Annotated in this window: 35 protein-coding genes; 4 read left to right on the forward strand and 31 right to left on the reverse strand. The window is 38.6% G+C overall.

Features of this window, described 5'->3' with window-relative positions; translation table 11 throughout:
* Positions 1-10 precede the first annotated feature (10 nt).
* From PF327_RS00860 to fabD, 4 genes are read right to left on the reverse strand one after another with little or no spacing between them, the layout of a single operon-like run.
* Positions 11-364 (reverse strand): SH3 domain-containing protein, encoded by a 354-nt coding sequence (locus PF327_RS00860; RefSeq protein ID WP_008243906.1) that lies wholly within the window; start codon positions 362-364, stop codon positions 11-13.
* Entirely contained in the window at positions 361-1,173 is an 813-nt protein-coding gene (locus PF327_RS00865; protein WP_289400948.1) for a tRNA lysidine(34) synthetase, read from the reverse strand. The genes PF327_RS00860 and PF327_RS00865 overlap by 4 nt, the downstream gene beginning before the upstream one ends.
* Positions 1,163-1,864, reverse strand: a complete 702-nt coding sequence (locus tag PF327_RS00870) for a 5'-methylthioadenosine/adenosylhomocysteine nucleosidase (protein WP_289400949.1) — start codon at positions 1,862-1,864, stop codon at positions 1,163-1,165. Before PF327_RS00870 ends, PF327_RS00865 begins: the two co-directional genes overlap by 11 nt.
* A 2-nt stretch (positions 1,865-1,866) precedes the next feature.
* A complete protein-coding gene (fabD, locus tag PF327_RS00875) occupies positions 1,867-2,808 on the reverse strand; it encodes an ACP S-malonyltransferase (RefSeq protein ID WP_008243909.1) in 942 nt (313 codons plus the stop codon).
* Positions 2,809-3,311: 503 nt separating this feature from the next.
* Between fabD and PF327_RS00880 the strand changes: the two genes are divergently transcribed.
* Together PF327_RS00880 and rd are read left to right on the forward strand one after the other, a co-directional pair.
* Positions 3,312-3,788 carry a nucleoside deaminase gene (locus tag PF327_RS00880; protein WP_289400950.1) on the forward strand — a complete coding sequence of 159 codons (477 nt, stop codon included), beginning with the start codon at positions 3,312-3,314 and terminating at the stop codon, positions 3,786-3,788.
* A gap of 170 nt (positions 3,789-3,958) precedes the next feature.
* Complete coding sequence (gene rd, locus PF327_RS00885) at positions 3,959-4,129, forward strand: rubredoxin (RefSeq protein WP_008243911.1); 171 nt, start codon at positions 3,959-3,961, stop codon at positions 4,127-4,129.
* 9 nt (positions 4,130-4,138) lie between these two features.
* Here rd and PF327_RS00890 read toward each other — a convergent pair whose 3' ends face one another.
* The 6 genes from PF327_RS00890 to tolB form a co-directional block, all read right to left on the reverse strand.
* Positions 4,139-5,437 carry a hypothetical protein gene (locus PF327_RS00890; protein ID WP_289400951.1) on the reverse strand — a complete coding sequence of 433 codons (1,299 nt, stop codon included), beginning with the start codon at positions 5,435-5,437 and terminating at the stop codon, positions 4,139-4,141.
* Positions 5,438-5,630: 193 nt separating this feature from the next.
* Positions 5,631-6,146, reverse strand: coding sequence for an FKBP-type peptidyl-prolyl cis-trans isomerase (locus PF327_RS00895; RefSeq protein WP_008243913.1), 516 nt, complete (start codon positions 6,144-6,146; stop codon positions 5,631-5,633).
* A gap of 207 nt (positions 6,147-6,353) precedes the next feature.
* A complete protein-coding gene (locus PF327_RS00900; RefSeq protein WP_289400952.1) occupies positions 6,354-6,938 on the reverse strand; it encodes a L,D-transpeptidase in 585 nt (194 codons plus the stop codon).
* A gap of 4 nt (positions 6,939-6,942) precedes the next feature.
* Positions 6,943-7,755 carry a tetratricopeptide repeat protein gene (locus PF327_RS00905; protein ID WP_289400953.1) on the reverse strand — a complete coding sequence of 271 codons (813 nt, stop codon included), beginning with the start codon at positions 7,753-7,755 and terminating at the stop codon, positions 6,943-6,945.
* A 7-nt stretch (positions 7,756-7,762) separates the two neighbouring features.
* On the reverse strand, positions 7,763-8,278 hold the full coding sequence (locus PF327_RS00910; protein WP_289400954.1) for an OmpA family protein: 516 nt from the start codon (positions 8,276-8,278) through the stop codon (positions 7,763-7,765).
* A 66-nt stretch (positions 8,279-8,344) separates the two neighbouring features.
* Positions 8,345-9,598, reverse strand: coding sequence for a Tol-Pal system protein TolB (tolB, locus tag PF327_RS00915; RefSeq protein WP_008243917.1), 1,254 nt, complete (start codon positions 9,596-9,598; stop codon positions 8,345-8,347).
* 133 nt (positions 9,599-9,731) lie between these two features.
* On the opposite strand from tolB, the gene amrA reads away from it, so the two are divergent.
* A complete protein-coding gene (amrA, locus tag PF327_RS00920; RefSeq protein WP_289400956.1) occupies positions 9,732-10,286 on the forward strand; it encodes an AmmeMemoRadiSam system protein A in 555 nt (184 codons plus the stop codon).
* A gap of 5 nt (positions 10,287-10,291) precedes the next feature.
* Here amrA and PF327_RS00925 read toward each other — a convergent pair whose 3' ends face one another.
* The 16 genes from PF327_RS00925 to obgE all read right to left on the reverse strand — a co-directional run bounded on the left by PF327_RS00925 (position 10,292) and on the right by obgE (position 23,058).
* Entirely contained in the window at positions 10,292-11,095 is an 804-nt protein-coding gene (locus tag PF327_RS00925) for a TonB C-terminal domain-containing protein (protein WP_289400957.1), read from the reverse strand.
* Complete coding sequence (locus PF327_RS00930; RefSeq protein WP_008243920.1) at positions 11,092-11,478, reverse strand: biopolymer transporter ExbD; 387 nt, start codon at positions 11,476-11,478, stop codon at positions 11,092-11,094. The genes PF327_RS00925 and PF327_RS00930 overlap by 4 nt, the downstream gene beginning before the upstream one ends.
* Before the next feature lie 2 nt (positions 11,479-11,480).
* On the reverse strand, positions 11,481-12,056 hold the full coding sequence (locus PF327_RS00935; protein ID WP_008243921.1) for a MotA/TolQ/ExbB proton channel family protein: 576 nt from the start codon (positions 12,054-12,056) through the stop codon (positions 11,481-11,483).
* A 1-nt stretch (position 12,057) separates the two neighbouring features.
* The gene (gene atpC, locus PF327_RS00940; protein ID WP_008243922.1) at positions 12,058-12,444 is read right to left on the reverse strand and encodes an ATP synthase F1 subunit epsilon; all 387 of its coding nucleotides are present in this window, start codon (positions 12,442-12,444) and stop codon (positions 12,058-12,060) included.
* 29 nt (positions 12,445-12,473) lie between these two features.
* The gene (gene atpD / locus PF327_RS00945; protein WP_008243923.1) at positions 12,474-13,874 is read right to left on the reverse strand and encodes a F0F1 ATP synthase subunit beta; all 1,401 of its coding nucleotides are present in this window, start codon (positions 13,872-13,874) and stop codon (positions 12,474-12,476) included.
* Positions 13,875-13,888: 14 nt separating this feature from the next.
* Positions 13,889-14,776, reverse strand: a complete 888-nt coding sequence (gene atpG / locus PF327_RS00950; RefSeq protein WP_008243924.1) for an ATP synthase F1 subunit gamma — start codon at positions 14,774-14,776, stop codon at positions 13,889-13,891.
* Positions 14,777-14,788: 12 nt separating this feature from the next.
* Entirely contained in the window at positions 14,789-16,303 is a 1,515-nt protein-coding gene (gene atpA, locus PF327_RS00955; protein ID WP_289400958.1) for a F0F1 ATP synthase subunit alpha, read from the reverse strand.
* A 23-nt stretch (positions 16,304-16,326) separates the two neighbouring features.
* Positions 16,327-16,851, reverse strand: a complete 525-nt coding sequence (locus PF327_RS00960; protein ID WP_289400959.1) for a F0F1 ATP synthase subunit delta — start codon at positions 16,849-16,851, stop codon at positions 16,327-16,329.
* Positions 16,851-17,393 carry a F0F1 ATP synthase subunit B family protein gene (locus tag PF327_RS00965; protein ID WP_289400960.1) on the reverse strand — a complete coding sequence of 181 codons (543 nt, stop codon included), beginning with the start codon at positions 17,391-17,393 and terminating at the stop codon, positions 16,851-16,853. Before PF327_RS00965 ends, PF327_RS00960 begins: the two co-directional genes overlap by 1 nt.
* Before the next feature lie 12 nt (positions 17,394-17,405).
* Positions 17,406-17,828: a 50S ribosomal protein L20 gene (locus PF327_RS00970; RefSeq protein ID WP_008243928.1), complete on the reverse strand. Its 423-nt coding sequence runs from the start codon at positions 17,826-17,828 to the stop codon at positions 17,406-17,408.
* Positions 17,829-17,951: 123 nt separating this feature from the next.
* A complete protein-coding gene (locus tag PF327_RS00975; RefSeq protein ID WP_289400961.1) occupies positions 17,952-18,827 on the reverse strand; it encodes a ParB/RepB/Spo0J family partition protein in 876 nt (291 codons plus the stop codon).
* A 2-nt stretch (positions 18,828-18,829) separates the two neighbouring features.
* A complete protein-coding gene (locus PF327_RS00980; protein WP_008243930.1) occupies positions 18,830-19,615 on the reverse strand; it encodes a ParA family protein in 786 nt (261 codons plus the stop codon).
* Positions 19,612-20,247 carry a biotin--[acetyl-CoA-carboxylase] ligase gene (locus PF327_RS00985; protein ID WP_008243931.1) on the reverse strand — a complete coding sequence of 212 codons (636 nt, stop codon included), beginning with the start codon at positions 20,245-20,247 and terminating at the stop codon, positions 19,612-19,614. The genes PF327_RS00980 and PF327_RS00985 overlap by 4 nt, the downstream gene beginning before the upstream one ends.
* A complete protein-coding gene (gene fmt, locus PF327_RS00990) occupies positions 20,228-21,142 on the reverse strand; it encodes a methionyl-tRNA formyltransferase (protein WP_289400962.1) in 915 nt (304 codons plus the stop codon). Before fmt ends, PF327_RS00985 begins: the two co-directional genes overlap by 20 nt.
* Positions 21,143-21,171: 29 nt before the next feature.
* Positions 21,172-21,933 (reverse strand): glutamate 5-kinase, encoded by a 762-nt coding sequence (proB, locus tag PF327_RS00995; RefSeq protein WP_008243933.1) that lies wholly within the window; start codon positions 21,931-21,933, stop codon positions 21,172-21,174.
* A 9-nt stretch (positions 21,934-21,942) separates the two neighbouring features.
* Positions 21,943-23,058 (reverse strand): GTPase ObgE, encoded by a 1,116-nt coding sequence (gene obgE / locus PF327_RS01000; protein ID WP_289400963.1) that lies wholly within the window; start codon positions 23,056-23,058, stop codon positions 21,943-21,945.
* Positions 23,059-23,194: 136 nt separating this feature from the next.
* Between obgE and PF327_RS01005 the strand changes: the two genes are divergently transcribed.
* Positions 23,195-23,506, forward strand: coding sequence for a hypothetical protein (locus tag PF327_RS01005; protein ID WP_289400964.1), 312 nt, complete (start codon positions 23,195-23,197; stop codon positions 23,504-23,506).
* A gap of 28 nt (positions 23,507-23,534) precedes the next feature.
* On the opposite strand, the gene rpmA is transcribed toward PF327_RS01005, so the two are convergent.
* The 5 genes from rpmA to PF327_RS01030 all read right to left on the reverse strand — a co-directional run bounded on the left by rpmA (position 23,535) and on the right by PF327_RS01030 (position 25,670).
* Positions 23,535-23,789 carry a 50S ribosomal protein L27 gene (rpmA, locus tag PF327_RS01010; protein ID WP_008243936.1) on the reverse strand — a complete coding sequence of 85 codons (255 nt, stop codon included), beginning with the start codon at positions 23,787-23,789 and terminating at the stop codon, positions 23,535-23,537.
* A gap of 9 nt (positions 23,790-23,798) precedes the next feature.
* On the reverse strand, positions 23,799-24,104 hold the full coding sequence (rplU, locus tag PF327_RS01015; RefSeq protein ID WP_008243937.1) for a 50S ribosomal protein L21: 306 nt from the start codon (positions 24,102-24,104) through the stop codon (positions 23,799-23,801).
* Between the two features lie 112 nt (positions 24,105-24,216).
* Entirely contained in the window at positions 24,217-24,606 is a 390-nt protein-coding gene (locus tag PF327_RS01020) for a RidA family protein (RefSeq protein ID WP_008243938.1), read from the reverse strand.
* 13 nt (positions 24,607-24,619) lie between these two features.
* Positions 24,620-24,955 carry a hypothetical protein gene (locus PF327_RS01025; protein WP_008243939.1) on the reverse strand — a complete coding sequence of 112 codons (336 nt, stop codon included), beginning with the start codon at positions 24,953-24,955 and terminating at the stop codon, positions 24,620-24,622.
* Between the two features lie 40 nt (positions 24,956-24,995).
* The gene (locus PF327_RS01030; RefSeq protein ID WP_289400965.1) at positions 24,996-25,670 is read right to left on the reverse strand and encodes a HesA/MoeB/ThiF family protein; all 675 of its coding nucleotides are present in this window, start codon (positions 25,668-25,670) and stop codon (positions 24,996-24,998) included.
* Between the last annotated feature and the right edge of the window lie 5 nt (positions 25,671-25,675).

Below are 25,675 nucleotides of genomic sequence, written 5' to 3' on the forward strand. Positions count from 1 at the left end.
TCGAAAAAGATCAGTCTGTCTGCTTACAAGGTTCATCAGAGAGAAACTGCTTGCGGACCCAGCCTCTTTGACCATCTGCATCTACTTTACACCATACAGGGTATTTCCATGCCATATAGCTCCTTCTGGTCGCATTCATCTCATCAAGCTCTTTTTGTGTGACTTCTCTTAAACAGCCGAGGTTTTGGACACACTCCTCTGTCCAGACACGGGTATAGATCTTTTTGGCTTTTCGGTTAGGTTCCACACTTAATGCAAGGGACTCACATCTTTTGATGAGCTTCACGGTAAATTCCCGGGGTTGTATTTGCTCCTCAGCCATCAAAGATGCAAACACGAAGCTTAGTAGCAAGAGGTATCTCACAGTGTTTCCTCTATATCATCTCGGTTCCAGCGTTCAGGGTCAAAGAAGGTATCATCATGGATATGTTTAAAGGAAGCCTTGAACATTTTAAAGACATCTTTATTCTCTTTCTCAAGCTCGGCCAACCATGCTTTAGTCGCAGCTCTTGCATACGGCATCTTTACCTCTTTTAACATGGCAGGACAGGCTTCATCTCCTATGACCTTCAGGTTATTCTCTTCGGCAAAGGCACGCAGTTGTGTCTCACGTGCTTGGATCAGCGGGCGTATCAGGTGAAAACCTCTGCTTGTTTTATAGATAGGTGCCAAGGCTCTCATGCTTCCATTGTAGAACATGTTCATAAAGAAACTTTCTACCGTGTCATCAAAGTGATGTCCCAGTGCCACCTTGGTGAAACCGCCCTGTTCAGCAAAGCTGTAAAGTGCCCCTCTTCTCATACGCGAGAAATAGGAACAGAATGAAGAGTTTTCCCTGATCGTATCATTGGAAATTTCATAGATATTGGTATCAAAAACGGTATGCTTGATACCATACTCTTTACAATGTGCTTCTAAAAAAGCATAATGTTCATCAGGCATACCATATTTCACCGTACACGCTTCAAACTCAAAATGAAAAGGTGCGTGTCGCTGCATGTGTTTCAAGATATGTACAAGCGCCAGGGAATCTTTACCTCCGCTCAGTCCGACCAGTACTTTATCACCCTCACCTATTAGTCTGAACTCAGCATTCGTCTTACCTGCCAATTTGAGCAGTTTTTTGCTTATAGGGATGCTTTTAGAGGCAGTACGTCTTTGGTTATCGTTCAAGGGCATCCACCATACTCAAAATAAAATCGGCAGAGATCTTTGCTGAGCTTTCCAAAAATTCATCAAAATTAAAACTTGCATCCATATCGGCACTGTCCGAGATCGCACGTAGAATGAAGAAAGGTACATTTAACGCATTACACACCACCGCAACACTTGCGCCTTCCATCTCTAAAGCATCTGCTTTAAAGGTAGTTCCTATCCAGTTTTTACGCTCTTCGTTTGCTACGAACTGATCTCCGGTTGCTATCACACCCTCTTTAAGGGTCAAACCTTTAGACTTTGCTATATCTTTAGCAATATTTCTTAAACCTACATCTGTAGAGATGCACACTTCTCCTTCAGGTACATAACCAAAAGGATGACCAAAAGCCGTAATATCCAAATCATGCTGACACAAGCCATCTGCTATAATAAGATCTCCAATACTAAGCTCATTGGAAATAGCTCCTGCCACACCTGAAAAAAGAAGCATATCGCATCCAAATTTTTCTATGAGTGTTGTCGCAGTTAATGTAGCAAAAACTTTACCTATTTTAGAATAGGCTACAACAACTTCTTGCCCATGGTAAGAACCTTCATAGTATTTGTTATTTCCATAAACGGTCGTACCTACATTATCCAGTTTATCTATAATAGGTTCTATCTCTTCAGGCATGGCCCCCATGATGGCAATTTTTTGACTAGTCATGATTATCCTAATTTACTGATCTCTTCGATCGCTGTTTCCAAGGATGCCATATCTGAGACAACAAAGTGAGGCTTTGTTGTTGCTTTACGGTTCAGTCCTTTAAGTACACCGCCATGTCCAAACTCAACATAGCAGTCCACAGAATCATCAAAGTTTGCGATAGACTGCTTATAGAGTACAGGAGAGACCAACTGTTTAGGGAGCAGATCCAAAGCTTCTTCTTTGGTATTGTATGTGTTTGCAGTGACATTTGATACCACTGGCGCAATAAACTCATCTTTTAGCACCTCTGTAAGTTTTTTAGACAATGGAGCAGTTGCAGACTCTAACAGAGGACAGTGACTTGCCACGGACATATTAAGCAGCATCGCTCTTTTTGCTTTTGCTTCTTTCAAAAGAGGCGCTAAAACTTCAAGGTCAGACTTAATCCCTGCGATCACTATCTGCCCTTCAGCATTATAATTTACAGGCCATACTTTTAATCCCGCTTCTCTTTGTGCTTCACAGATCTCTTCAACCACTTCATCTGCAAGACCAAGAGATACCATCATCCCCACATCCTGACCGGCACAGGCTTCAGCCATCAGTTTACCACGTAGATTCACCAGTTCTACCGCATCTATCGCATCTATCGCACCTACAGAGACCAGTGCAGAGAACTCACCCAGAGAGTGACCCAATGCATACACAGGCTTGATCGGCATCTCATTTTCAAAAAGCTTGTGTGCGATAGCAGATACAAGCAAAATAGCCGGTTGAGTAAACTCTGTTTTTTCAAGCTTATCATTCTCTTCAAAAAGAAGGTGTTCAAAATCGATACCTGTTCTTTCACTGGCATCAGCCACCATCTTTTTTGCAATATCAGAATTGTTAAAAAAGTCTTGACCCATCCCTACAGCTTGTGAACCTTGCCCCGGAAATAAAAATGCACATTTGATTGACATACGTGTCCTTTAGAAGTATTAAAATATTTTCAGTATTTTACCATCTTTAAATTATGATATGATAGCAATAGATAACATGCTGGAGAATTATCATCAGTAAAAAGTATATTTTATACTATTTGAAAATGGTTAACTATGAGTAAAGCAAAGTTTCCAGTAAAACTTCATGTACTGATTTCAAACAATAACTATCGTGCAATTGATATTAGACGTAGACCAGAAAATCTACGTGTATTCAATGGGATCATTGGAGTAGAAAATATTATTATTGACATACTCATTATAGATATGATATGATGAAATACTATAAAAAAGAAGAAGGCAAAATCATCTATCTGCTTTGCCGTCATTCATGAAATAGAAAAAAAGATCAGATACGGTGGATTGGAATCTATACTATCAATGTCAACAAATTAAAGTATGGACACTGTCCAAATTAGCAAAGATAGATGGGGGGGGTATAGGAATAAACCTTTCCCCAGAGACAAAGGAACATTTTTTAGATGAAGACCCAAGAGCATGAAAAATTTATTAGACGATGTATCGAGTTAGCACAGGACTCCCTAGACTCAGGAGACAATCCTTTTGGTTCTGTTGTTGTCAAAAATAATGAGATAATAGCCGAAGCACGTAACTCTGCCATGCATGACGACATCACTGACCATGCAGAAGTGATCGCTATGAGAAGAGCCAAAAAAGCGCTCGGGACTTCTGATCTCTCGGAGTGTACACTCTACTCAAACTGTGAACCTTGTCCGATGTGCTCGTTTATGATGCGTGAACAACATATCAAAGAGGTTGTTTTTGCTCTTCGAACACCGCACATGGGAGGATACTCAAGGTGGGATATTCTCCAGGACCATGGACTGGCAAGATATACACCGGTATTTACCTCTCCTCCAAACGTCATCATAGGAATACTTGAAAAAGAAGCAGCAGAACAATTTGAAAAAGCGGGATGGACAATACATAGAGAATGATCTCCAAATTCCAATGTTCTTCTGTTTATAAAACCTTATAATATATAACTTTTTTAGGTTTTAGCCATTACTTCTTTATCATCTTTTAGGGTGAAGATTATAATTTTTATTTACTTTACCATCTTTAAATTATGATATGATAGTAATACAAAACAAACAGGAGGTTTATCATGAGTAAAAAGTATATTTGTACCGTCTGTGATTACATTTATGACCCTGAGATCGGAGACCCGGACTCAGGGATAGCACCCGGAACTGCATTCGAAGATATCCCCGAAGATTGGGTCTGCCCGGATTGTAATGTGGGTAAAAGTGATTTTGAAGTGCTTACAGAGACATAGTCCGTAAGACTATTTTAACTGTAGCTCCTTCTTTATTGCTTCAAGCAGTTTTTGGAGTTCTATGTGATACTTTCCAGGGTAGATAGGCAGCATATCAAGTTTATCATAGACAAAAATAAGACTGAGAGTTTCAGCCAGCTTGAACATACTCTCAGCCCCAATCAGTTTTGCATGTCTTTCAAGATCTATACAGAACTCTTTGATTTTGCTGATTGATCTTTGATTAACGATCTCTCTAAAGTAAAGATCTGAGCGATCAAAAGTATCTAAGAAGAGTTTCAATTCATTGGTATATGTCAGACCTCTGTTCTTTGTATTTGCTTCTCCTATTACTTTATCCAAGATAGGCAAATCCATCTCTCTTCTTTTTTCGATCATCGCCTCAAGACTCTCTTGTATCTTATTGTTTGGATCTTGACACTTTTCATCATCTTTCTTGAAATGAAGGAGTTTTTCAAGGTCAATCACATTCATCTTTGAGTGTGATCTTACGTCTCTTCGAGCCGTTTTATTGTTAAAAAGAGATATGATCAATTCATAGACACTCTCTTCTGTCACAGGTTTGATCAAATTGGTAGAGACACTGATCATTTTCGACTCTACGATATGCGCATCTTTAAGCAGTACATATTTAAGAGGTATGTTCTGCTGTATACGGGCGATACTATGTTCAAACTCTTCCGTATTTAGATGTTCATCTACAATTAAAATATCATAAGGCGTTAGATCACTTCCCTGTGCTTTAAAAACATCAACCCCCACATCGACATCATAAAGGAAATACTTAAACATTTTTTCAATACTGTGGGCTATGGCTTCATTTTGACAGATCAATAAAACCTTTTTACCCAGCATTGAGATATCTGGTAATCTATAGTGTCTTCTATGTCCCAATTCACTGATCATGAACGGTATATCTAACTGTATATCTGCATCTTTCTCATATACGATCTTTCCATCTAGTATCTCAAGATCATCATGTAAATTGACCTCTAAAAATTTCCGGATCTTCTCTTTTCCGATATGTGTCTCATTGATCGTAAAGGAGATAAACTCTTCATAGACAAAATCTTCAGGGGCATCTAAAGAGAGTACGATCTCGTTTTGGTCGGTATTCTCACAAATAAAAGTGAGTACTTTACTGAGTACACGTAACAATGCATCAGGATCACCTCTCAATTCTCTTGGTATTGTCGATTCCATATCATATATCAGTTCAATATTTTTTTCTTCCCTGATCGTCTCCACAGAAGAAAACAGAGTCATCAAAACAATATTAATATCAAAAAGCTTTTCTATCTTATGCATGTCCATCCCTCCAAACTTCCTAAGAACTATCATATCAAAATATCTTATAAATGTGTATTGATTAGGGATATATTTTACTCTGTAAGTGGTTAATTCTGTATAAAAAAGATCTGGAGTGAAAAGTAAATGTACGCTGTTTAAGCAACGTAGCGCCTATCTTTGATCCAAAGATGACGCTAAAGAAAATGAAGGATTAGTGACAACCACATCCTGAACCACAGCTACCGCCAGCTGCAGGTGCACCACCAACTACGCCAGATGTTACTTCATCTGCAGTTGCTTCTCTTGCACTTAAAACAGTAACTGAGAACATAAGATCTTTACCAGCCAATGGGTGGTTAAAGTCTACATTCACTTCTTTATCATCAAAAGATTTTACTGTAACTTGTACAGTCTGACCATCTTGACCTTGACCATAAAGTGTCATACCCTCTACAAGATCCACCCCTTCGAACTGCTCGATTGGAAGTGTTTGGATTGCTTCTGGGTTTACTTCACCATATGCATCCGCAGCAGCAACCATAATGTCTCCGCTTTCACCTTGAGACATACCTACAAGTGCGTTCTCAAGACCTGGAATGATCTGCCCTTTTCCAATGATAAACTCTAGTGGTGCACCACCTTTGTTGCTGTCTACAACTTCTGTTGTACCTGCTTGTTTTACTTCGTATTCGATACCGACTACACAATTTTCATTTGTTACTGTCATAATGTTTCCTATATATTAGATTTGTGCTATTCTAACCAATCAAACTTTAGTGAGCCTTAGGAAAGAGATATTTTTTCTCTTATTTGCCATGAACCAAAGATCTTGCATCTATAAGGTCAATCATCCTGCTATCATTATCTGAGCAGCCTTCATCCATACCATAGAAGATACACACAAAAGAACAAAGGTTATGATACGCTAACACTTTTACCTTTTTCCGTAAATTTTCCTCAAGTCCTCTTTCGCAAAAGGCATATAGGTATGTCTGGTGATAACCACTTTAGTATTATAGGTTGTCCAATGATAGATCACTGGCACATCCTTCGGGTCAATGTGTATACAACCATGGGACATCCAGTCCACACTTCCTTTATGCAAAGCATGTCCTCTTTTGGTAAACTTCATCATATAATCCATATTATTTACACCGCTCTCGTCAGGAAAATCCTTAGACATATGATAACGCTTTTTTTGAAAGATCGTGAAAATACCCGAGGGGCTTCTAAATTCAGGGGCACCTGAAGTCACAGGACCGCTCCACCATACAGTACCATCACGGTCCACGGCATAAAAACGTCCATCACTTCCACGTTCACGTACAGAAACAACGATAAAATCTTTTCCTGTAAGATCCACGATCTTTTCATTCTCATCGCTGATCTGTTTAAAGACCGTTTTAGCGATAGGCATCGTCTCTGTCCCTATGGGTGGCAATATTTCAACCTCTTCACTTGTGATGCCCGCAGTAAAAAGAGTCATACAAATGAAGAGGATTTTAAATATCAAATGCATTGTCCTAAAGTTTTTTCAATCTTTCTTTAGCGATCTTTGCCGTTTTCTTACCCTTGTAGTTCTCTATAATATTCTCATAAAATGCTTTTGCCTGACCTTTATCGCCAGTCTCTTCAAGTGAAACAGCGGTATGCAGTAGCAGTGTATCTATATAGGAAGCCTTGTCATAGATACCTGCACTCTTTTTAAAATAAAATATCGCATCTTCATACTTCTTGGTGTAATAGGCTATTTCTCCCAGGTAATAGTTTGATGCTGCAGGCTTATAGCCTTTTGTATCGGTGATCGTAAATCTTTTTGCTGCTTCATCATAGCGTTTTTTTACAAAATACCGTACCGCTTCACTGTAGAGTTGTGCATTGGTTTTACCCTCAGTGGATCCATTTGCTGTAGGGAGTGTTTCTGTGGTACTTTTTGCCTGACTTTTATGACCCAAAACATTCTGAAACTCTTCTTTACTGACATAGTTCGCGTTGATCTCATCGATCATAGCGGCTAACTTTTGAAGCAAAGCGGTGTTGGATGATTCATTCGTCTCCATAGAAGAGGTGGCTTCGCTTCTGGACTGCTGCAACTCATGGATGGAAGCACTCAATCCCTCTATGATCGTAGTCAGTCCGTCTATTCTTTCATTTTGCTCAGCAATTTGTTGCTGTAGGGAAGCTACACTGGTATTACTGCTTCCTGTAGTCTGTTCATTTACTGTTGGTTCATCCGTTCCAAACCCGTACACAGAAGGTTCGGCATGTACCAAAAGAGTACTTGCAAAAATCATACAAACACTCTGTACTGCAACCCTATTTAGTATACCTCTCATCTCCAGCCTACTTTACTAAACGAATGTCAACTCTTCTGTTTCTTTGATAACAGCTGTCACTGGTTTCAGTACATACGGCATTACTCTCACCAAAACTCACCATTACCATTCTACTTGGATCGATCCCCTGTGCTGCGATACTGTCTCTTACTGCTTTTGCACGCTTTAAGCCCAGGGCATAATTGTACTCATCTGTACCAAATTCATCACAGTTACCTTCTATTTTTATTTTAGAAGCTGCAGTATTGGCTACCTCTATATTATGATTCATATTGTTTTCCATATCCGAAGAGATCGAATAGTCTGCAAAACCAAAATAGATACTTTTGAAACCATCGCTGCTGCTGTTATAATTTGCAGTAGAGCCTGAACCATAGGTATTTTCATCTATACTAACCGTATCACCTTCGATATGGTTTGCATCAGAAATATTGTTTTTACCTGCTAAATCGGGTGCAGGTTGTGCACATCCGATCAAAAGTAATGAAATGAGTGATGTAGTTAAAAGTAGTTTATGTGTCATTGTGTATCCTTTTTGTATTAAAATAGTATCAGAGCAGTCATTACATGACTTTCTGAAAAAAATGTATTACCAATCAATGGATTGAACTTTTCTGTCGTTGAACGGGAAAAGTAAACTCTGCTGACTTGTCAAATTCGTATATCCTATGGAAGAGCTGCGACCTCTCTGTTTAAGGAAGAGTATCACAGATCCATCCGTAGAAAAACGAGGAAACTGATTTGAGCCGGTTGTTGTGATCGGTCTTGTGTCTGAACTTCCTGTAGAGGTAAGGTAAAGATTAAAGGTATTATCCCCAAATGCATTACTGCTCTCCCTGCTGGAGTAGACTATTTTATCTCCATAAGCATCACAGGAATTGTTGTTACGCCCGTGATAGACCACTTGAGAGGTCGGTCCACCCGATATAGACTTTTTAAATACATTTGCATAGCCCAAACGGTTAGAGACAAAGACAATACGACTCTCATCATCTACATACCTGCCGTTCACATCAATACCTTTAAAAGTCGTTATCCTTTTTTTTGATTTGGATGCAAGATCATATTCGTAGATATCTGCCTGTCCTTCAGGTGCCATCGTAAGTAAAAGTTTTGAACCATCATTATTGACATCAGAACAGACCAGCATTCCTTCAGAACTTGCTATCTTCGTTTTTGTCCCATTATAGATGTTGAGCTTATAGAGTGTAGGAAGTGTACCTTTGTAAGAAGTATAATAAATATTTCTCTGTGCTCTGTCCGCCCATTTAGGGAAAAGGTTCAATCCACCTTTGATAATGGTTTTTTTATAACTGAAGGTATAATCAGCCAATCGTATTTCACTGCGTCCTGGTGTTGTATAAACAGCATAGGCAACATAACGATTGATCCAAGAGATACTTGGATATTGCAAAATATTGTTAATATCACTTATCGCTTTATGTATAAGAAACGGCATTTTTTCTTTTGAAGAGATCGCATAGCTTTTTTTAAAGATCTGTGTACCGTTGGATGCTTTTAAAAGCCGTACCAGAAGTTTTGCACCGGATCGTTGGTCCATCGCATACTTAATGACATACTCCTGGCTTTTCAGAGCCGGTATAATATAATCAGAAGAAATCTCACCGATATGGTGTGTATTGTCGGCTAAAAAATGTCCTGAGACCTTAAGATCTGAAAGTAAAATATTAAACACTTTACTGCTCTGTTCAGATGAACCATCCATAAGCGCAATACGTGCACGTTGTTCTACATCTTTTTCTATTTTCAGTGTTGCATCTACCCCGAAAACGTTTAATGTAAAAAAGGTCATTGATGCGAAAATAACTAATAAATATCTCAAAAATATTCCTCTATTTTTAGTGTGTGTTGTGGTCTATATTGTATCCTTGCTCGCTTAAAATATTCATTAATTAATATCAAAATATTTTGAGTGTATTGAATTTATGATAAAATAAAAAATAAAGGAGTATACGTTGAAAGATATAGTGATAGCCTTAGCCAAAGCTGCTATTTCAGCGGCACTGAATCAACCTGCAGATTTTAATCTGGAAGATGCTTTAAAAACCTATCCGGCTCTTAAAGAAAAAGGTGCTGCTTTTGTTACCCTTAACACAAAAACCCATGGACAACTACGCGGATGCATAGGTTCACTGCAGGCCCATCGTCCACTCTATGAAGACATCATACATAATGCACAGGCTGCTGCTCTGTATGATCCCCGGTTTTTACCGCTTAGTACAGAAGAATTGGATCAGATCAAACTGGAAGTCTCTATTCTTTCAGAGCCACACATAGTACAATATAGTGATATAGAGGACTTAAAAAATAAAGTCATTCCTTTTCAGGATGGTGTCGTACTGAAACTAGATGGTAGACAAGCGACGTATTTACCTCAGGTTTGGGAACAGTTACCGCACTTTGATGATTTCTTCTCAAGCTTATGCCTTAAAGCAAACCTTGGCCATGACTGTCTCTCACATCATCCTGAGATCTCTACCTATAGAGTCAAAGTCTATCAGGAAGAATAATCAGTCTATTCAGTCGCTACAAATTCAACCTCTAATTCATAGGCCCTGTTTCCCTTATGCGGACCAAATCCTATCGTTTGCAACTGCTCCAAATAAGCCATAAGGCCACTGTTAAAAGCTTCATTCCCAGATGCAGTGATCACTTTGTATTCAAATCTGCCATTAGGCTCTACTTTGAGCCATACTTTTGCCTTCTCACCTGCATATTCGCTTTGTGCCGGCCACCCTTTGAGTTTCTCCTCTATCTTAGCCAAATAGGCATTCTCGATACCAACATCACTCTTTTTTTGTATCTTTAATGAATCAGAAACCAAATCACTTGCACTAGGTTTCTTTGCAACTTTAGTCATATCAGGTTTTTTAGGCTTTACAGGTGCTGGCTTAACCGGTTTAGGCTTTTCAATTTTCTTTTTAGACGTAATATTTGCAAACAGGTCTTTTGGTTTGTTTAACTTTTTGGGCCTGGTTGTATTAACATCTTTTTTCTTTTTAACAACCTTTGCTTTTTTAACCACTTTTTCTTTAATCACCTTTTTCTCAACCACTTTCTTCTTCACCGCTTCTTTAGGTTTTGGTTTTGGCTTAGGCTTAGGTTTCACTACTTTCTTAGGTACCTGTTTGATCTCTTTTTTTACCTGGGGTTTGGGATCACTCATTGAGACACGTATACGATCTTCATTTTTCTTCACAAAATGCACCGGTTTTTTTTCTTCACGTGTATTGAAATAAAATAGTATCAAAGCGATGACACCTATATAGATGCCAACAGCCAACAATCCTGAAATAAGTGTAGATGACTTTTTGATCATAATGTTATCAGAGAAACCTTCTCGAAACCTGCTGCTTTCACGCTTTTAAGAAGATACATAATATTTTTATATTTCAAACTTTCATCTGCACGTATATAGACTTCAGAGTTTTTATCATACTTGATTGCCTGATTCACAAAATCATCTGCAAAAGTATCTAAAGCGTAGGTATCTTTACCAAGATAGATCTTTTGATCTTTATCCATACGGATCGTAAGTGTTTTTGGTTTTTCGACTTTAACAGTTTTAGAGCCATGAGGCAGTGTAATCTGTTCTTGAAAAGTAATTGTAGGAGCCGTGACCATAAGTATAGCCATCAATACAAGCATCACATCAACAAGCGGTGTAATGTTCAAGTCTGGATCATCATCCCAACTAAACATGACTACTCCTCGTTAACCTGAGAGAGGATCACTTCTGATTGAGAAGAGAGCAGTGAACTTAACTCATAAGCCTTGCGTTTCAGTATCAAATGAAACGAATACGCAAATATCGCTACGGCAATACCAGCTGCAGTCGCTATAAGTGCTTCAGATATCGCTGGTGCTACGACACTCAAAGATGCACTTGATTGTGCTCCTAGTTTTGTAAAGGTTTCAAGTATCCCTACCACCGTACCGAAAAGACCGATAAATGGCGAAGTAGAAGCGATAATTGAGAGCCAAGTAAGTCCCTTGGTAGAGACACGTATAGCATCAGACGATGCAGCTTGGAGTATCGCTTTATTGGGTACATTCACACGAGACAGATAAGTAAAAATAAGTGAGTTACTGGCCACTGATTTTGACTGACCTGTGTAGAGTGCCTTCAGTGATTTTGCTTCAGATGCGATACGTGCATTCAAGATATAAAATCTATCCAAAAATACCCAAAATGTAGCAATAAAATATCCTGAGAGTAAAAGCAGTACAAATATAGTAATTGCACTGCTTTCAAAGAAATAAGTAGCGAGAGAGTTCAAGTTATAAAGACTTTCCGATGTGTTCTACTTTGCTTACCGCAGCTGCGATAGCTGTACTAGAAGATTCAGCACTCTTAAGTAACTCTTTTGCTGCTTCAAGTGCTTGAGCAAGATCACTATCTGCACCAGAAAGCGCTACTGCACCATCTACGATACAAGTTGTCTTCTCTTCATCGACTTTTACATACCCAGAGTTAATAGCAACAGCTACTTCACTCCCGTCTGCTTTATCGATCACAATGACACCTGTATCAAGTAATGATACCAAAGTAGCGTGATGGGCTAAAACACCGAATTCACCCTCTGACCCTGGCAATGTTACCTGTTTTACTTCAGCGTCAAAAATCACACCGTTCGGTGTGACTATTTCTAGCTTCATAAGTTCCATAATTATCCTTTATAAGACAAGAACTAAGATTACTTAGCGTTAATCTTATCGTTTTTAGCAATAGCTTCAGCCATATTTCCTACCATGTAGAACGCAGCTTCATTCATATCGTCATATTTACCTTCGATAAGACCTTTAAATCCTTCCAGTGTATCTTCAAGTGTAACATAAACACCCGGAGAACCTGTAAATACTTCAGCAACGTGGAATGGCTGAGAAAGGTATTTTTCAATCTTTCTTGCTCTTTCAACAACAAGTTTGTCATCTTCAGAAAGCTCATCCATACCAAGGATCGCAATAATATCTTGAAGATCTTTATATTTTTGAAGGATCTGCTGTACGCCTCTAGCGATATTGTAGTGATCTTCACCAATAATTTGCGGATCAAGCATTCTTGAAGTTGAATCCAATGGATCAACCGCAGGATAGATACCTTTTTCAGCAATCGATCTGTTAAGTACTGTTGTTGCATCCAAGTGAGCAAATACAGAAGCTGGAGCCGGGTCAGTCAAGTCATCCGCTGGTACATATACTGCTTGAACAGAAGTAATTGAACCTTTAGTTGTTGATGTAATTCTCTCTTGAAGTGCACCCATCTCTCTGCTTAATGTCGGCTGGTAACCAACGGCTGAAGGGATACGACCAAGAAGTGCAGACATCTCTGAACCTGATTGCGCAAATCTAAAGATGTTATCGATAAACATCAATACATCAAGACCCATTTCATCTCTGAAGTACTCAGCCATAGTAAGACCAGTAAGTGCGATTCTGTTTCTTGCTCCCGGAGGCTCTGACATTTGACCGTAGCACAGTGCAACTTTGTCAAGTACGTTTGATTCTTTCATTTCGTAGTAAAGGTCATTACCCTCACGTGTTCTTTCACCAACACCGGCAAATACAGAATATCCACTGTGTTTCATTGCAACGTTGTTAATAAGTTCCATAATAATGACGGTTTTACCAACACCTGCACCACCGAAGAGTCCAACTTTACCACCTTTGTTGTAAGGAGCAAGAAGGTCAACAACTTTGATACCTGTCTCAAATACTTCTGTTTTTGTACTTTGCTCTTCAAATGCTGGTGGTGCTCTGTGGATCGACCAGTACTCTTTTGCATTTACATCACCAGCCTCATCGATAGGATCACCGATAACGTTGAAGATACGTCCAAGTACTTCTTCACCTACAGGAACTTTGATAGAGTCACCAGTTGCTTTCACTTCTTGACCTCTAACACATCCTTCACTCATATCCATAGCAATTGTTCTAACTCTGTTATCACCTAGTTGTGCTGCTACTTCTAAAACCAATTTTTGCTCTTTACCATCAACCATGAACGTAGTTTCTAACGCTTCATTGATCTCCGGTAGATAGTCTGTAAAATCCACATCGATAACGGGACCTAAGACTTGTACTATTTTACCTGTCATTACTTCTCCTCTAATTATTTCATTGATTCCATACCACTGATGATCTCGATGAGTTCAGTAGTAATCGCTTCTTGTCTTGCTTTGTTATACTTCACAGTAAGGTCTTTTACCATTTGTTTAGCATTGCTTGTTGCCGCATCCATCGCTTGCATACGTGCAGAGTGTTCTGCAGCCAATGAATCGATAAGTGAGTAATACATTGTATACTCAATATAACGCTTAACCAATGCATCAAGTAGTGTATCGTCATCATCTGGTTCTACTTCCAATTCTGAAGTTGAAACCACATCAAGTTTTAATTTTGACGAATCTACTGGTAAAACCTGATCCTCTCTTACTTCTTGAGTGATCATGTTTACATAACCGTTGTGTACCAAAATGATCTTATCTGTCTCACCATTCACATAAGAGTCAGCCACTTCAGAGATAAACTCTGCAGCTTGGCCAAAGTCTGGTGCAGCAGAAAGTCCTACGATTTCATTGTTTAATTCAAAATTATTGAATTTAAAATAATCGATACCCTTTCTACCTACTGCTCTAAGACGTACTTTCACATTTTGTGCTTTATACTCAGCAACCAACTTGTTTACTCTTTTGATTGTTTGTGAATTAAAACCACCACAAAGACCTTTATCTGCTGTAATAAATACAATGTCTACCATCTTAGGATTTTGTGCATCCTTAAAATAGACATTATCTATACCGTCAGCATTAGACTGCTGCATTTTTTGAGCGATCTCATTCAATAGACCCGTCAATTTATCAGCATAGACTCTAGATCTTTTAGCAAGCTCTTCTGTTCTTTTTAGTTTAGCAGAAGAGACAAGCTTCATAGCGTTAGTGGTTTTTTGTGTGTTTTTTACACTTCCAATCTTACGCTTTATCTCTTTTAAATTAGCCATATTAAGCCTTTCTTATCCAGCGAATGAAGCTTTGAAATCTTCGATAGCTTTACGTAATTCTCCATCTGTATCATCAGAGATCTTCTTTTCAGTTCTGATTGCATCAAGAATATTCGCATATTTTGCTTCCATAAATGGCATAAGGTCTGCTTCAAATTTTGTTACAGAAGATGCAGGGATATCATCAAGGTATCCATTTGCACCAGCAAAGATGATCACAACTTGTTTCTCAATTGCAACTGGCTGATAAGGTCCTTGTTTAAGTACCTCTACCATTCTCTGACCACGTTCAAGCTGACCTCTTGTATAGTCATCAAGATCAGACGCAAATTGTGCAAATGCCTGAAGTTCTCTAAATGAAGCAAGATCAAGTCTCAATGTACCAGATACTTGTTTTGTTGCTTTGATCTGCGCAGCACCACCAACTCTTGATACAGAAAGACCTACGTTGATTGCTGGTCTGATACCTGAGTTGAATAGATCAGTTTCTAGGAAGATCTGACCATCAGTAATAGAGATAACATTTGTCGGAATATACGCCGCAACATCACCTGCTTGTGTTTCAATGATAGGGAATGCAGTAATAGAACCAGCACCTAGATCATCAGAAAGCTTTGCAGCTCTTTCAAGAAGTCTTGAGTGAAGGTAGAATACATCACCTGGATACGCTTCTCTACCTGGAGGTCTTCTAAGGATCAATGACATCTCTCTATATGCAACAGCGTGCTTAGAAAGGTCATCATAGAAGATCACAGCATGTCTACCATTGTCTCTGAAATATTCAGCCATTGTTACACCAGCATAAGGAGCTAGGAACTGAAGTGCTGAAGAATCAGCTGCACCAGCAGTTACAACGATCGTGTAATCCATTGCACCATGCTCTTCAAGTTTTTTCACTGTAGCAGCTACTGTTGATTGTTTTTGACCAATTGCAACATAAATACATACTACATCTTGACCTTTTTGGTTGATGATCGTGTCAATAGCCAAAGTAGTTTTACCTGTTTGTCTATCACCAATGATAAGCTCTCTTTGTCCTCTACCAACCGGTACTAGTGCATCGATCGCTTTGATACCTGTTTGAAGCGGTTCATGAACTGATTTTCTAGCCATGATCCCTGGTGCTTTTTCTTCGATAAATCTGTGCTCAGTTGCTTCAACTGCACCTTTACCGTCTACAGGCTCACCAAGTGGGTTTACCACTCTACCCATCATACCGTCACCTACTGGTGTTTTAAGAAGGTCTCCTGCTCTTTTAACGCTCATACCTTCTTTGATACCTGCACTTGAACCAAGAACAACAACACCAACGTTTGCTTCTTCAAGGTTTAATACAAGTCCTCTAGCACCATTATCAAACTCTACAACTTCACCGGCCATAACATTGTTAAGACCATATACTGTTGAAATACCGTCTGCGATACCTACTACTTTTCCTACTTCATTGATGTCAACATCAATTTCAAAATTCTCAATTCTTTCTTTGATGATCGAACTTATCTCATCTGCTTGCAATTTAACTGCCACTGATACTCCTTTCTATTAGATAACTACAAAGATTTCTTAATGAAATCAATTAATTGTTCTTTAACTCTCTGCTTAGAGAAGTTTACCTCTATACCCAAATCATCGACTGAAACACGTACCCCGTCAAAGTCACCTTTTTCTTGTGTCAATTTGATCGTTGAACCTGTATACTTTTTAAGTGTTTCTTCAAGATTAGCCAATTCAGCTTCATTCAATGATGATGCACTTTTTAATACACCTTCATACTCATTTGAAACTCTTTGCTGATCCGAATTCAATACTTTTGTAATAGCAGGGATAAGATCAAGTCTTCCGTTTTCACCTAAAATCTTAATAAAGTTCACAAGTGCTACATCACTCTCACCAAGTGCAGATAAGATCATTTCTGTCTTACTTTCACTTGAAATGATCGGAGATGTCAATGTAGACTTGATCTCTCTGCTGTTCACCACTTCACTAAGTACATTAAGTACTTCTAAAACACCTGCGATGTCTTTAGATACTGAAGAAAGTGCTTTTGCATATCTTTTGGCAATTAACTCTTCCATTACGCCACCTTCTTAGAAATAATTTCAACCACTTTAGCTTCATCCAACATGATGTCATCTGCAGTGATATTCTCACTTAAGATCTCATCGATTGTTTCTCTTGCAGCTTTTCTCTCTTCTAGAGACATTTTCTCTTCAAGTTGCTTATCTAAAAGAGCCAACTCATTTTGATTTGCAGTCGCGATCTTTTCTGCTAAGAGAATCGCTTCTGCTTTTGCATCAGCAAGAATTTCTTCTGCTCTCTTTTTACTTTCATCTAAACGATTCTGCGCTTCTTTTTTCTCATCTTTAGCTGCTTGAAGTTTCTTTTCGATCTCATTCAATTGCTCTGCGATACCTTCACTTCTGCCTTTAAAAAAGTTTTTGATCGGATTCGCGATCAAATAGTAAAGCAAAGATGCAAAGATCGTAAAGTTGATCACTCTTGGCCAAAAGTCTGATTCTCTACCAGTTTGAGCAAAGTAACGGCTTGATTCAGCATCACCACTAGCTAAAAGCATAGCAGGTACCATAAGCAAAGACAATAGTACTATTTTTTTCATCTTCATCCCTTCCTATAATTTGCTAAATTTAGCTTTTAGGCTCTCTTTGAAAAGAGGCATTTGAGAAAGAAGAGAGTTTTTAAGGTTCTCTTTGTCAGAGTTTAGCTTTTCTACGAATTTGTTATACTCAGTTTCTAGTTCATTTTGTCTGGTCTCAATTCTACTTGCAGCCAATGTTTTTTCATCATCAATTGCTTTCTGTCTGATTCCAGCAGCTTCATTTTTAGCATTGCTGATAATTTCATCTGCCTTTGCATTTAGTTCGTCGCTGTTACCGCTAAGACCTTTTGCAGCTTCTAAATCTTTTGCTATAGAGTGATCTCTGTCATCCATAAATTTCACCAATGGCTGAAATAGCATATTATTTAAAAGAACAAGTAGGGTTAGAAACAAAGCCAATACGAACAACATCAATGGTGGTTGTATGTCAAGCATTAAAACTCCTCATGTAATTTCGCGTTATTTTATCATTATTGACATGAGGATATGATTAAAATCTTTGAGTATTTTAAATATAAAGAGGAATTATAGATTTTGTTTAAATAAAGTGTTTATCTTCTACCCATTCTTGGCTTGTAACTGTGCTAAAAACTTTTCAACCTCTTTGTCATTCTCAAAACTGATTTCAATACTTTTTGCTTTGAGCTTATATTTAAAAGGTAGAGTCTCAGATAACACATCAGCATACTTATCCAATAACTTCACAGTTGCTGGTTTGGATATAGGCACAGAACCACTCTCTTTGTGATTCTTGACCATATTTTCTGTATCACGTACACTCAGTTTCTGGCCGATGACACTGTCTATCACAATTTTTTGTTTCTTTTCATCAAGTCCGACCAGGACCTTTGCATGACCTTGTGATATCTTTCCCTCAACAAGCTGCTCCTGGGCATAAGAAGAGAGGCTTAGAAGACGCATGGTATTGGTGATCTGTGAACGGCTTTTGTGTACAATAGAGGAGAGGTCATCATGTGTGATATTATGTACTTCTATCAATTCTGCATAAGAGTTTGCCAGTTCTATTGCATTGAGGTTCTCTCTTTGTATATTTTCGATCAGCGCAAGTTCACGCAGTCTTATTTCATCGATATCCACATTGGCAATAATGGCTTTTATCGTGTTGAGTTTTGCAAGCTTGTGTGCTCTAAGACGACGCTCACCGGCTATAAGAAGATACCCATCCCCTTTTTCTATCACAACGATAGGCTGAAGCAGTCCATGCTCTGCAATAGAGTGACTTAACTCTTTGAGGGCTTGTTCATCAAAATGTTTACGCGGCTGAAAAGGGTTTGCTGCAATACTTTCAACAGCGATCTCTTCTACCCTAGCACCTTGAGACTCAAGCTCAAAACTGTCAATATCACTTAAGTCTCTTTCATACGCCTCTTCTACTTCAGAAAGGATCTCTCCTAGTCCTCTGCCTAATGCCATACCTAACCTCTTGCGATGACGGTTGCAAGATCTCTATAGGCTACAGAACCTTTTGAACTTGCAGCATATGAAGTCACTGGTTTGCCAAAACTCGGACTCTCTGCGATCTTGACATTTCGTGGTACAACGATACACCCTTTCCCTTTTTTTACATGGAAAAGTTTGTCTTTAAAATGATGGCTCAAATCAGCCAGCACCTGTTTAGAAAGATTATTCTGACCAGAGTACATTGTAGGCAAGAAACCTTTGATCTTGAGTTTCGGGTTGATCGTCTTTTTCAAAAGCCCTACCGTATTGAGTAGCTGTGCCAATCCTTCCAATGCAAAAAACTCACACTGGATCGGTATGATCACAGAATCAGATGCACTCAACGCATTAATGGTAATAGGTCCTAATGCCGGAGGTGAATCTATAATAATAAAATCAAATTTAGAAGCAACCTCTTGAAGTTTTCCTTTCAGGAATAATTCTCTGTTTTTTGCCTTAGGATTATAAAACTCTTTTTCTATACCTACCAACCCAATGTTAGAAGGCACAAGTTTAAGGTTTTTAACGTCTGTTTTAAGGATCACTTCTGAAAGTTTTTTACTTCCAATCAGTACATGATAGATATTATATTCATAATCCCCTCTGCTAAAACCTAAACTTGTTGTTGCATTGGACTGTGGATCAATATCAAGAAGAAGGACCTTCTTCCCTTTTTCAGCCAAAGAGGCTGCCAGATTGACTGCTGTTGTTGTTTTTCCTACGCCACCCTTTTGGTTGGCTATACTAATTATCTCACTCATCGTAAACTAAACACCCTCTTCCCCTCTATCATTAAAGAGCCATCTGCACATAAAGTCGCATCTGACAAGCTCTTTTTATCGTTTTCAATATGCACTGAAAACTTTCTGCTTAGTTCAAATTCTATCTCATACTCTCTAAAAACTTCCTTCCATTTTGGAAATTTTTCGAGTGCCAAAAGGTACTTTTCCAGTAGAAATTGAGCTGAAATATCGCATTCTAAGGCTCTGTAGCCATTTTGAGAATCTTTTAAATTTATTCCCATTCCACATACTAACGTATTTTTGAATTTTTTTGTAATTGTACCGCCTATTTTTTCATCATTTAAATAGAAATCATTAGGCCATTTTAACCAGATATTTTCATCATGTGCCTCAAGTGTTTGTTTCATGATAAAAGAGAAATAAATAGAAGCAGATTCAAGCGGTAGATCTTTAGGCAGATCCTCCAAGTTCACGGCGATGGAGGCAAAAAAGTTTCCTTCTCCTCCTGACCAAGAGTTATCACGGCTTCCTATACCGGAATACTGTTGATTGGCAATCACGGCCAAAGGGGCTTGCACGCTTTGCTTCTTTAATTGTTCCAAAAGATAGGTTTGTGTAGAAGCAAGCGTATCAAATGATACTATCTCCAACTTTTAGCCCCCTTCCTACACAATATGCTTTGGCTGACATTGCCTTTTTTGATGCAGGCTGGATCGTTTCGATCTGCAAAGATCCCTTCAGGCAACCAACTACTACACTTTCATCTATAAAAGAGAGAATCTCAAATGCCTTGTTATGTGATTCTGTATCTGCCAGAGATAGTCCGTCAAATTTTGTACCATTCGCAGCAAAAATACCCGGCCAACCTTCAAATGCGCGGTATTTATTATAGATGACACTTGCATCTGAGAAATCTACTTCGCCATCACTTTTTTTGATCTTTTTACAGAGTGTTGCTTCGGTTTCATCTTGTACTTGAGGTGTGATATTCTCAAAATTTCTAATAGTACTGAGTGTCAATCTGCAGGCATCAGAGGTTAATTGTGCCATGAGTGCATGAAGACGCATATCTTCGGGGATAACAAACTCAATCTTTTCAAGCATGGGACCCGTATCCAGTCCTTCCTCCATCAGCATGGAAGTGACACCCGTTTTGGTGTCACCGTGAAGCAGAGATTGCTGTACAGGAGAAGCACCTCTATACTGAGGTAAAAGTGAAGCATGCAAATTAATACAAGGGGCAATATCCAATATACTTTTAGGCAGTATCTGTCCAAATGCCGCCACCACAATAAAATCAGGTTTCAACGCTTTGATCGTATCTTCAATACCTTCATCACTTAAGCGATGAGGCTGAAGGACATCAATACCATGCTTTAATGCCAACTCTTTCACAGGAGGTGCTGTCAACACTTTCTTACGTCCCACAGGACGGTCTGGTTGTGTGAGTACTAGAGAGACCTCCATATCTTCAGCTTCTATCAGTGTCTTGAGTATCTCTTTTGCATAGTGGGGTGTTCCCATGTAAACTATTTTGTATTTCATTCCATTCTTCTTTTTATAACTTCACGTGTTTAGGCTTTAAAAAGTGTTCCACCCTTATGCTCACCGTCTACAAGAAATGCTTTCACATCACCCAGATCAAATCCACTTGCCAAAAACATCTCTCTGCCCTGTTTCATTAAAAAATCTGCAGATTGTAGTTTCGTCACAATTCCACCTGTTGCAAATTCATTATTGGGCGTATGTTCAGCGTTGAGTTCATCCTCTGCTAGTCTATTGACTACTACTCTTCGTTTGGCATCGTCATATTTATTTGGATCTTTATCATAAAAAGCATCGATATCTGAGAGTATGACAAGAAGTGAGGCATCAAAGTAGTGTGCTACATGTGCAGAGAGTCTGTCATTGTCTCCAAAAACCAATTCTTCGATACTGACGGTATCATTTTCATTGATGATAGGTACCACATTATTTTTTAACAATGTATCTATTGCATTTTTCGCATGTGCGATGTGTTCAGGTTCGCCAAACACATCTGCACTCAAAAGTACTTGAGAACAGAGTAAATTAAACCTGGCAAACTTCTCCTGATACATTTTGAGAAGGAGTGGCTGGCCTATCGCAGCCAATGCCTGTTTGTTTGCGACTTGACTTCGATCAAGTGGTAATTGAGTATAACCTGCAGATACTGCACCTGAACTCACCAAGATCACATCATAGTGATGTGTTTTCAGTTCGGCTATCAATTGTACCAGTGCCAGCATACGTGGTTTAGCAATGGCACCATTTTCTGTTAAAACATGGGAACCCACTTTAATGACTATTCTTTTCATTAGACCTACTTACTCAGCTTCTTGTTCTACTTTGACCATTTTGACAAAATCACTGATCGCATAACGCAGTGCTTCCGTATTTAAGTGTGCTACAGATGAGATAGGAAGTACAAAAAATGGTTTCTCTTCTGGCAGTTGTAGACCAAAATCAGTCTTAAATCCATAACTTAGATAGTTTGTATCTGCTTTATATTTCTGTAGTGTATTATTTGCTTCCAAACCTATGTCCGCTAAGAATGTTTCTGTCAAAGCATTCACTTCCTCTTGTGAAAGTGAATCAATTTTGGTAATAGCGATCGCATGCTTTCGTGTAGCAAGTGTTTCAGAATAACGTTTTAATTCAACCAGAAGCGTCTCATACTGATACTTCATCTCTCGGTAATTTGCCGCATCGATCATCAGAAGCAATGTTTTTGTTCTTTCAATATGCTTCAAAAATTCCAAGCCCAAGCCTCTACCATCACTGGCACCCTCAATAATACCAGGTATATCAGCCATCATGAAAGAATCGAAGTCACCTACATGCACCACACCGAGTTTCGGTGTCAGTGTTGTAAACTCATAATTGGCTACTTGAGGTCGTGCATTGGAAAGTGTAGAGATCAATGTGGATTTTCCTACATTTGGATATCCTACTAAACCTACATCTGCAATGAGTTTCATTTCAAGTCTTACATGTTTGGTGATCCCTGGAAGTCCAGGCTGTGCATAGGTCGGTCTTTGGTTACTTGAACTTTTAAAGTGCATATTTCCTAAACCACCCTTACCCCCTTCAAGGAAAAGAACCACTTCTCCTTCATTGACCAGGTCAAGAAGCTCTTCACCTGTCTCCATATCAACGACTGTTGTGCCAGGAGGAACCGTGATAATGGTGTCGTGTCCCTTGCGACCATAACACTTACGTCCTTCTCCGGGACGACCATTCTCTGCTTTAATATGGTTGCGTCCACGAAGTGCCGAGAGAGTATCTGTATTATTGTCTACTTTGAAAAACACAGAACCTCCGCGTCCTCCGTCACCACCATCGGGACCACCTTTAGAGACAAACTTTTCTGTCCAAAAAGAGATGGCACCCGCACCACCTTTACCAGAACTAACTGTTAGTTCTACACTATCTACAAACATTTATAACCTTTAATCTTGTGAAAAAAACTACCATATATACCTTATGTATATGAGTAGAGTATATGAATTATGAAATTATACCTAAATTAGGGGAAGAATCGCTATAATTTTTATATTTGATCTAAAAGGCAAATATATGTTTCATCGAACATCTATCTCATTCTTCATCATTGGAAGTCTATTATTCTATCTTACAGGTTGTAGCTCAAAAAAAGAACCTGTACATCAAAATGGATATTATCACAATGGTATCTATTTTGGTAAAGACTTACCTGTAAACTATCAAAAAGGTATTATTGATGGGTGTACCACATCTAAAGGCACGTATTCAAAATCACATATGCTTTTTAATAACGATCAAAATTATAATAATGGTTGGTTCTTAGGACGTAACAGATGCAAACATCTATTGGTGATAGAAGAGTATGAGGAAAATATGGATAAATAAGCCCGAACCAGTCGGACTTATAAAGGGATTATGCAGGTACTACTGAAACTTTCTTTTGAGTAGCAGATTTGTTATCAAACTTCACTACACCTTCGATAAGTGCAAATATAGTATGGTCTTTACCCATTCCTACACCATTACCTGGGTGAACTTTAGTTCCTCTTTGTCTGATGATAATGTTACCTGGGATAACTGCTTCACCACCAAACTTTTTAACGCCTAAACGACGTCCAGCTGAATCACGATTATTTTGAGTGGACCCTTGTCCTTTCTTGTGTGCCATCTGATCTCCTTATGCTATTTTAGTAATTCTAACTCTTGTAAAGTCTCTTCTGAAACCTCTTTTAAGTTTTGAATCTTTTCTTCTTCTTTTCTTGTAGATGATAACTTTTTTATCTCTACCTTCATTGATTACTTCACCTTTAACTACAGCACCCTCTACGAAAGGAGCTCCTACAGTTAATTCACCGTTGTCTAGCGCTAGAACTTCTTTAAACTCTACCGCCGCTTTTGGCTCAAGATTCATGTTGTCAAAACAGATGATATCACCCTCTTGAACTTTAAATTGTTGGCCACTTGCTTTAATGATTGCGTACATTGCAAAACCCTTTATATCTATTGTTTTTTAAAAAGTTCGTGATTATACCCAAAGTTGTTTTAATATTTTTTTAAACTAAACGACTTTCCTTAGGTATTCCCTACTTTTGTCTCTAGTAAGTATAATCCGCTCCGGCAATTGCTATACAATCTATCTCAACCAGTGCATTTTTTGGAAGTGTTTTAACTGCTACTGTGCTACGTACTGGTTTATGTGTACCAAAATAATGCGCATAGATCGCATTGACTTTTTCAAAGTCATTCATATCTGCCAAAAAGATCGTTGTCTTGATCACATCATTAAAGTGTGCTCCAGCTGCTTCAAGTACATAAAAAAGATTTTTCATCACTTGATGTGTTTGGTTCTCTACATCATCTGCAGCCATCACACCTTCCGGTGTCAATGCGATCTGTCCTGAGGTATAGATGAATCCATTTGCCACCACTGCTTGTGAGTATGGTCCTATTGCTGCGGGTGCTTCGTTTGTCGAAATAAATTTCATTTACTTGTTCTCCTTAATTTCTTTCATAAAATATATATGATGTTGAGTAATCAGAAAATTCAAAATAGACCTTCTTCTCCCCTTCATCTTTTTTACCGTTAAAGTTTAGATCATCAATTCCATACCCGTAACGATAAGGTCTTTGCTTACTGTCACTGCTTCCATACGCGGTTGAAAGTTTATCTATTTTGATGAACTTATGTACCAGTTTATCACCGGCATAGATATCAAGTACACCATTGGTTCCTGTCCAGTTTTGCAGTGAACGGCTCAAACTGTTCTGAGTCTCTTGTGTACACCCGGCAAAGAACAAAATCATTCCTGATATAAATAATGTTTTAAGTTTCATAGTGATCCTTTATCATATTTTAACACTATTTGTTTTAGGTTTACGCCTCTGGCATTCCAAATTTTTGTGTCATAAGCTCACCTTCATCATTAAAATAAAGATAATAGAGTTTATCTTTTGTCACAGAAAGCCCGGCAAGATAGCGCAATGCCAAATTTGCCTGGAGAGATCCGATGTGCATCACGATAGGAGCTGTAATACCGCCAGGTTTATGGTCAGAGATATTGAACACTTGGAAGTTTGCCTGATCAAAGAAACAGACCTGTCCGTTAAACTCTTCAACACTTGCATAGATCCAAGGTGTATGGGTTGCTTTGGCATGCTTGTCTATCTCACTTCTTACAGGAAGGTTATCTGTAGCATCAAGTATCAGGTCATACGTGTTTCCCAATTCTTTGAAGGCATCAAAATCCATATCAAAAGCAAGTGCTTTGACAAATGGGTTTTTAGATTCTATCAATGCAGCTACAGCTTTGGCTTTGTTTTTGCCTTCATCCTTCAGTGTAAATGCTATTTGTCTATGGATGTTATGATTTGAAACGATATCGAAATCTACCATATGTATCTCACCTATACCTGATGTACCCAGTGCCATCGCTAAAGTAGATCCCAGACCACCAGAACCAATGATGGCTATCTTTTTATTTTGAAGCGCCTTTTGTGTAGCCTCACCCCATAATTGTATCTGTCTGTTAAAATATTGCTCTGGTGTCATATCAA

This window comes from Sulfurovum xiamenensis (assembly GCF_030347995.1).
GTDB classification, from domain to species: Bacteria; Campylobacterota; Campylobacteria; order Campylobacterales; family Sulfurovaceae; genus Sulfurovum; species Sulfurovum xiamenensis.

Coding starts and splice junctions, on each gene's coding strand:
- PF327_RS00870 (WP_289400949.1), bottom strand. CDS start 1,864: ATGACTAGTCAAAAAATTGCCATCATGGGGGCCATGCCTGAAGAGATA.
- fabD (WP_008243909.1), bottom strand. CDS start 2,808: ATGTCAATCAAATGTGCATTTTTATTTCCGGGGCAAGGTTCACAAGCT.
- PF327_RS00880 (WP_289400950.1), top strand. CDS start 3,312: ATGAAGACCCAAGAGCATGAAAAATTTATTAGACGATGTATCGAGTTA.
- rd (WP_008243911.1), top strand. CDS start 3,959: ATGAGTAAAAAGTATATTTGTACCGTCTGTGATTACATTTATGACCCT.
- PF327_RS00890 (WP_289400951.1), bottom strand. CDS start 5,437: ATGCATAAGATAGAAAAGCTTTTTGATATTAATATTGTTTTGATGACT.
- PF327_RS00895 (WP_008243913.1), bottom strand. CDS start 6,146: ATGACAGTAACAAATGAAAATTGTGTAGTCGGTATCGAATACGAAGTA.
- PF327_RS00900 (WP_289400952.1), bottom strand. CDS start 6,938: ATGCATTTGATATTTAAAATCCTCTTCATTTGTATGACTCTTTTTACT.
- PF327_RS00905 (WP_289400953.1), bottom strand. CDS start 7,755: ATGAGAGGTATACTAAATAGGGTTGCAGTACAGAGTGTTTGTATGATT.
- PF327_RS00910 (WP_289400954.1), bottom strand. CDS start 8,278: ATGACACATAAACTACTTTTAACTACATCACTCATTTCATTACTTTTG.
- PF327_RS00925 (WP_289400957.1), bottom strand. CDS start 11,095: ATGATCAAAAAGTCATCTACACTTATTTCAGGATTGTTGGCTGTTGGC.
- PF327_RS00930 (WP_008243920.1), bottom strand. CDS start 11,478: ATGTTTAGTTGGGATGATGATCCAGACTTGAACATTACACCGCTTGTT.
- atpC (WP_008243922.1), bottom strand. CDS start 12,444: ATGGAACTTATGAAGCTAGAAATAGTCACACCGAACGGTGTGATTTTT.
- atpD (WP_008243923.1), bottom strand. CDS start 13,874: ATGACAGGTAAAATAGTACAAGTCTTAGGTCCCGTTATCGATGTGGAT.
- atpG (WP_008243924.1), bottom strand. CDS start 14,776: ATGGCTAATTTAAAAGAGATAAAGCGTAAGATTGGAAGTGTAAAAAAC.
- PF327_RS00960 (WP_289400959.1), bottom strand. CDS start 16,851: ATGGAAGAGTTAATTGCCAAAAGATATGCAAAAGCACTTTCTTCAGTA.
- PF327_RS00965 (WP_289400960.1), bottom strand. CDS start 17,393: ATGAAAAAAATAGTACTATTGTCTTTGCTTATGGTACCTGCTATGCTT.
- PF327_RS00970 (WP_008243928.1), bottom strand. CDS start 17,828: ATGCTTGACATACAACCACCATTGATGTTGTTCGTATTGGCTTTGTTT.
- PF327_RS00975 (WP_289400961.1), bottom strand. CDS start 18,827: ATGGCATTAGGCAGAGGACTAGGAGAGATCCTTTCTGAAGTAGAAGAG.
- PF327_RS00980 (WP_008243930.1), bottom strand. CDS start 19,615: ATGAGTGAGATAATTAGTATAGCCAACCAAAAGGGTGGCGTAGGAAAA.
- fmt (WP_289400962.1), bottom strand. CDS start 21,142: ATGAAATACAAAATAGTTTACATGGGAACACCCCACTATGCAAAAGAG.
- proB (WP_008243933.1), bottom strand. CDS start 21,933: ATGAAAAGAATAGTCATTAAAGTGGGTTCCCATGTTTTAACAGAAAAT.
- obgE (WP_289400963.1), bottom strand. CDS start 23,058: ATGTTTGTAGATAGTGTAGAACTAACAGTTAGTTCTGGTAAAGGTGGT.
- PF327_RS01005 (WP_289400964.1), top strand. CDS start 23,195: ATGTTTCATCGAACATCTATCTCATTCTTCATCATTGGAAGTCTATTA.
- rpmA (WP_008243936.1), bottom strand. CDS start 23,789: ATGGCACACAAGAAAGGACAAGGGTCCACTCAAAATAATCGTGATTCA.
- rplU (WP_008243937.1), bottom strand. CDS start 24,104: ATGTACGCAATCATTAAAGCAAGTGGCCAACAATTTAAAGTTCAAGAG.
- PF327_RS01020 (WP_008243938.1), bottom strand. CDS start 24,606: ATGAAATTTATTTCGACAAACGAAGCACCCGCAGCAATAGGACCATAC.
- PF327_RS01025 (WP_008243939.1), bottom strand. CDS start 24,955: ATGAAACTTAAAACATTATTTATATCAGGAATGATTTTGTTCTTTGCC.
- PF327_RS01030 (WP_289400965.1), bottom strand. CDS start 25,670: ATGACACCAGAGCAATATTTTAACAGACAGATACAATTATGGGGTGAG.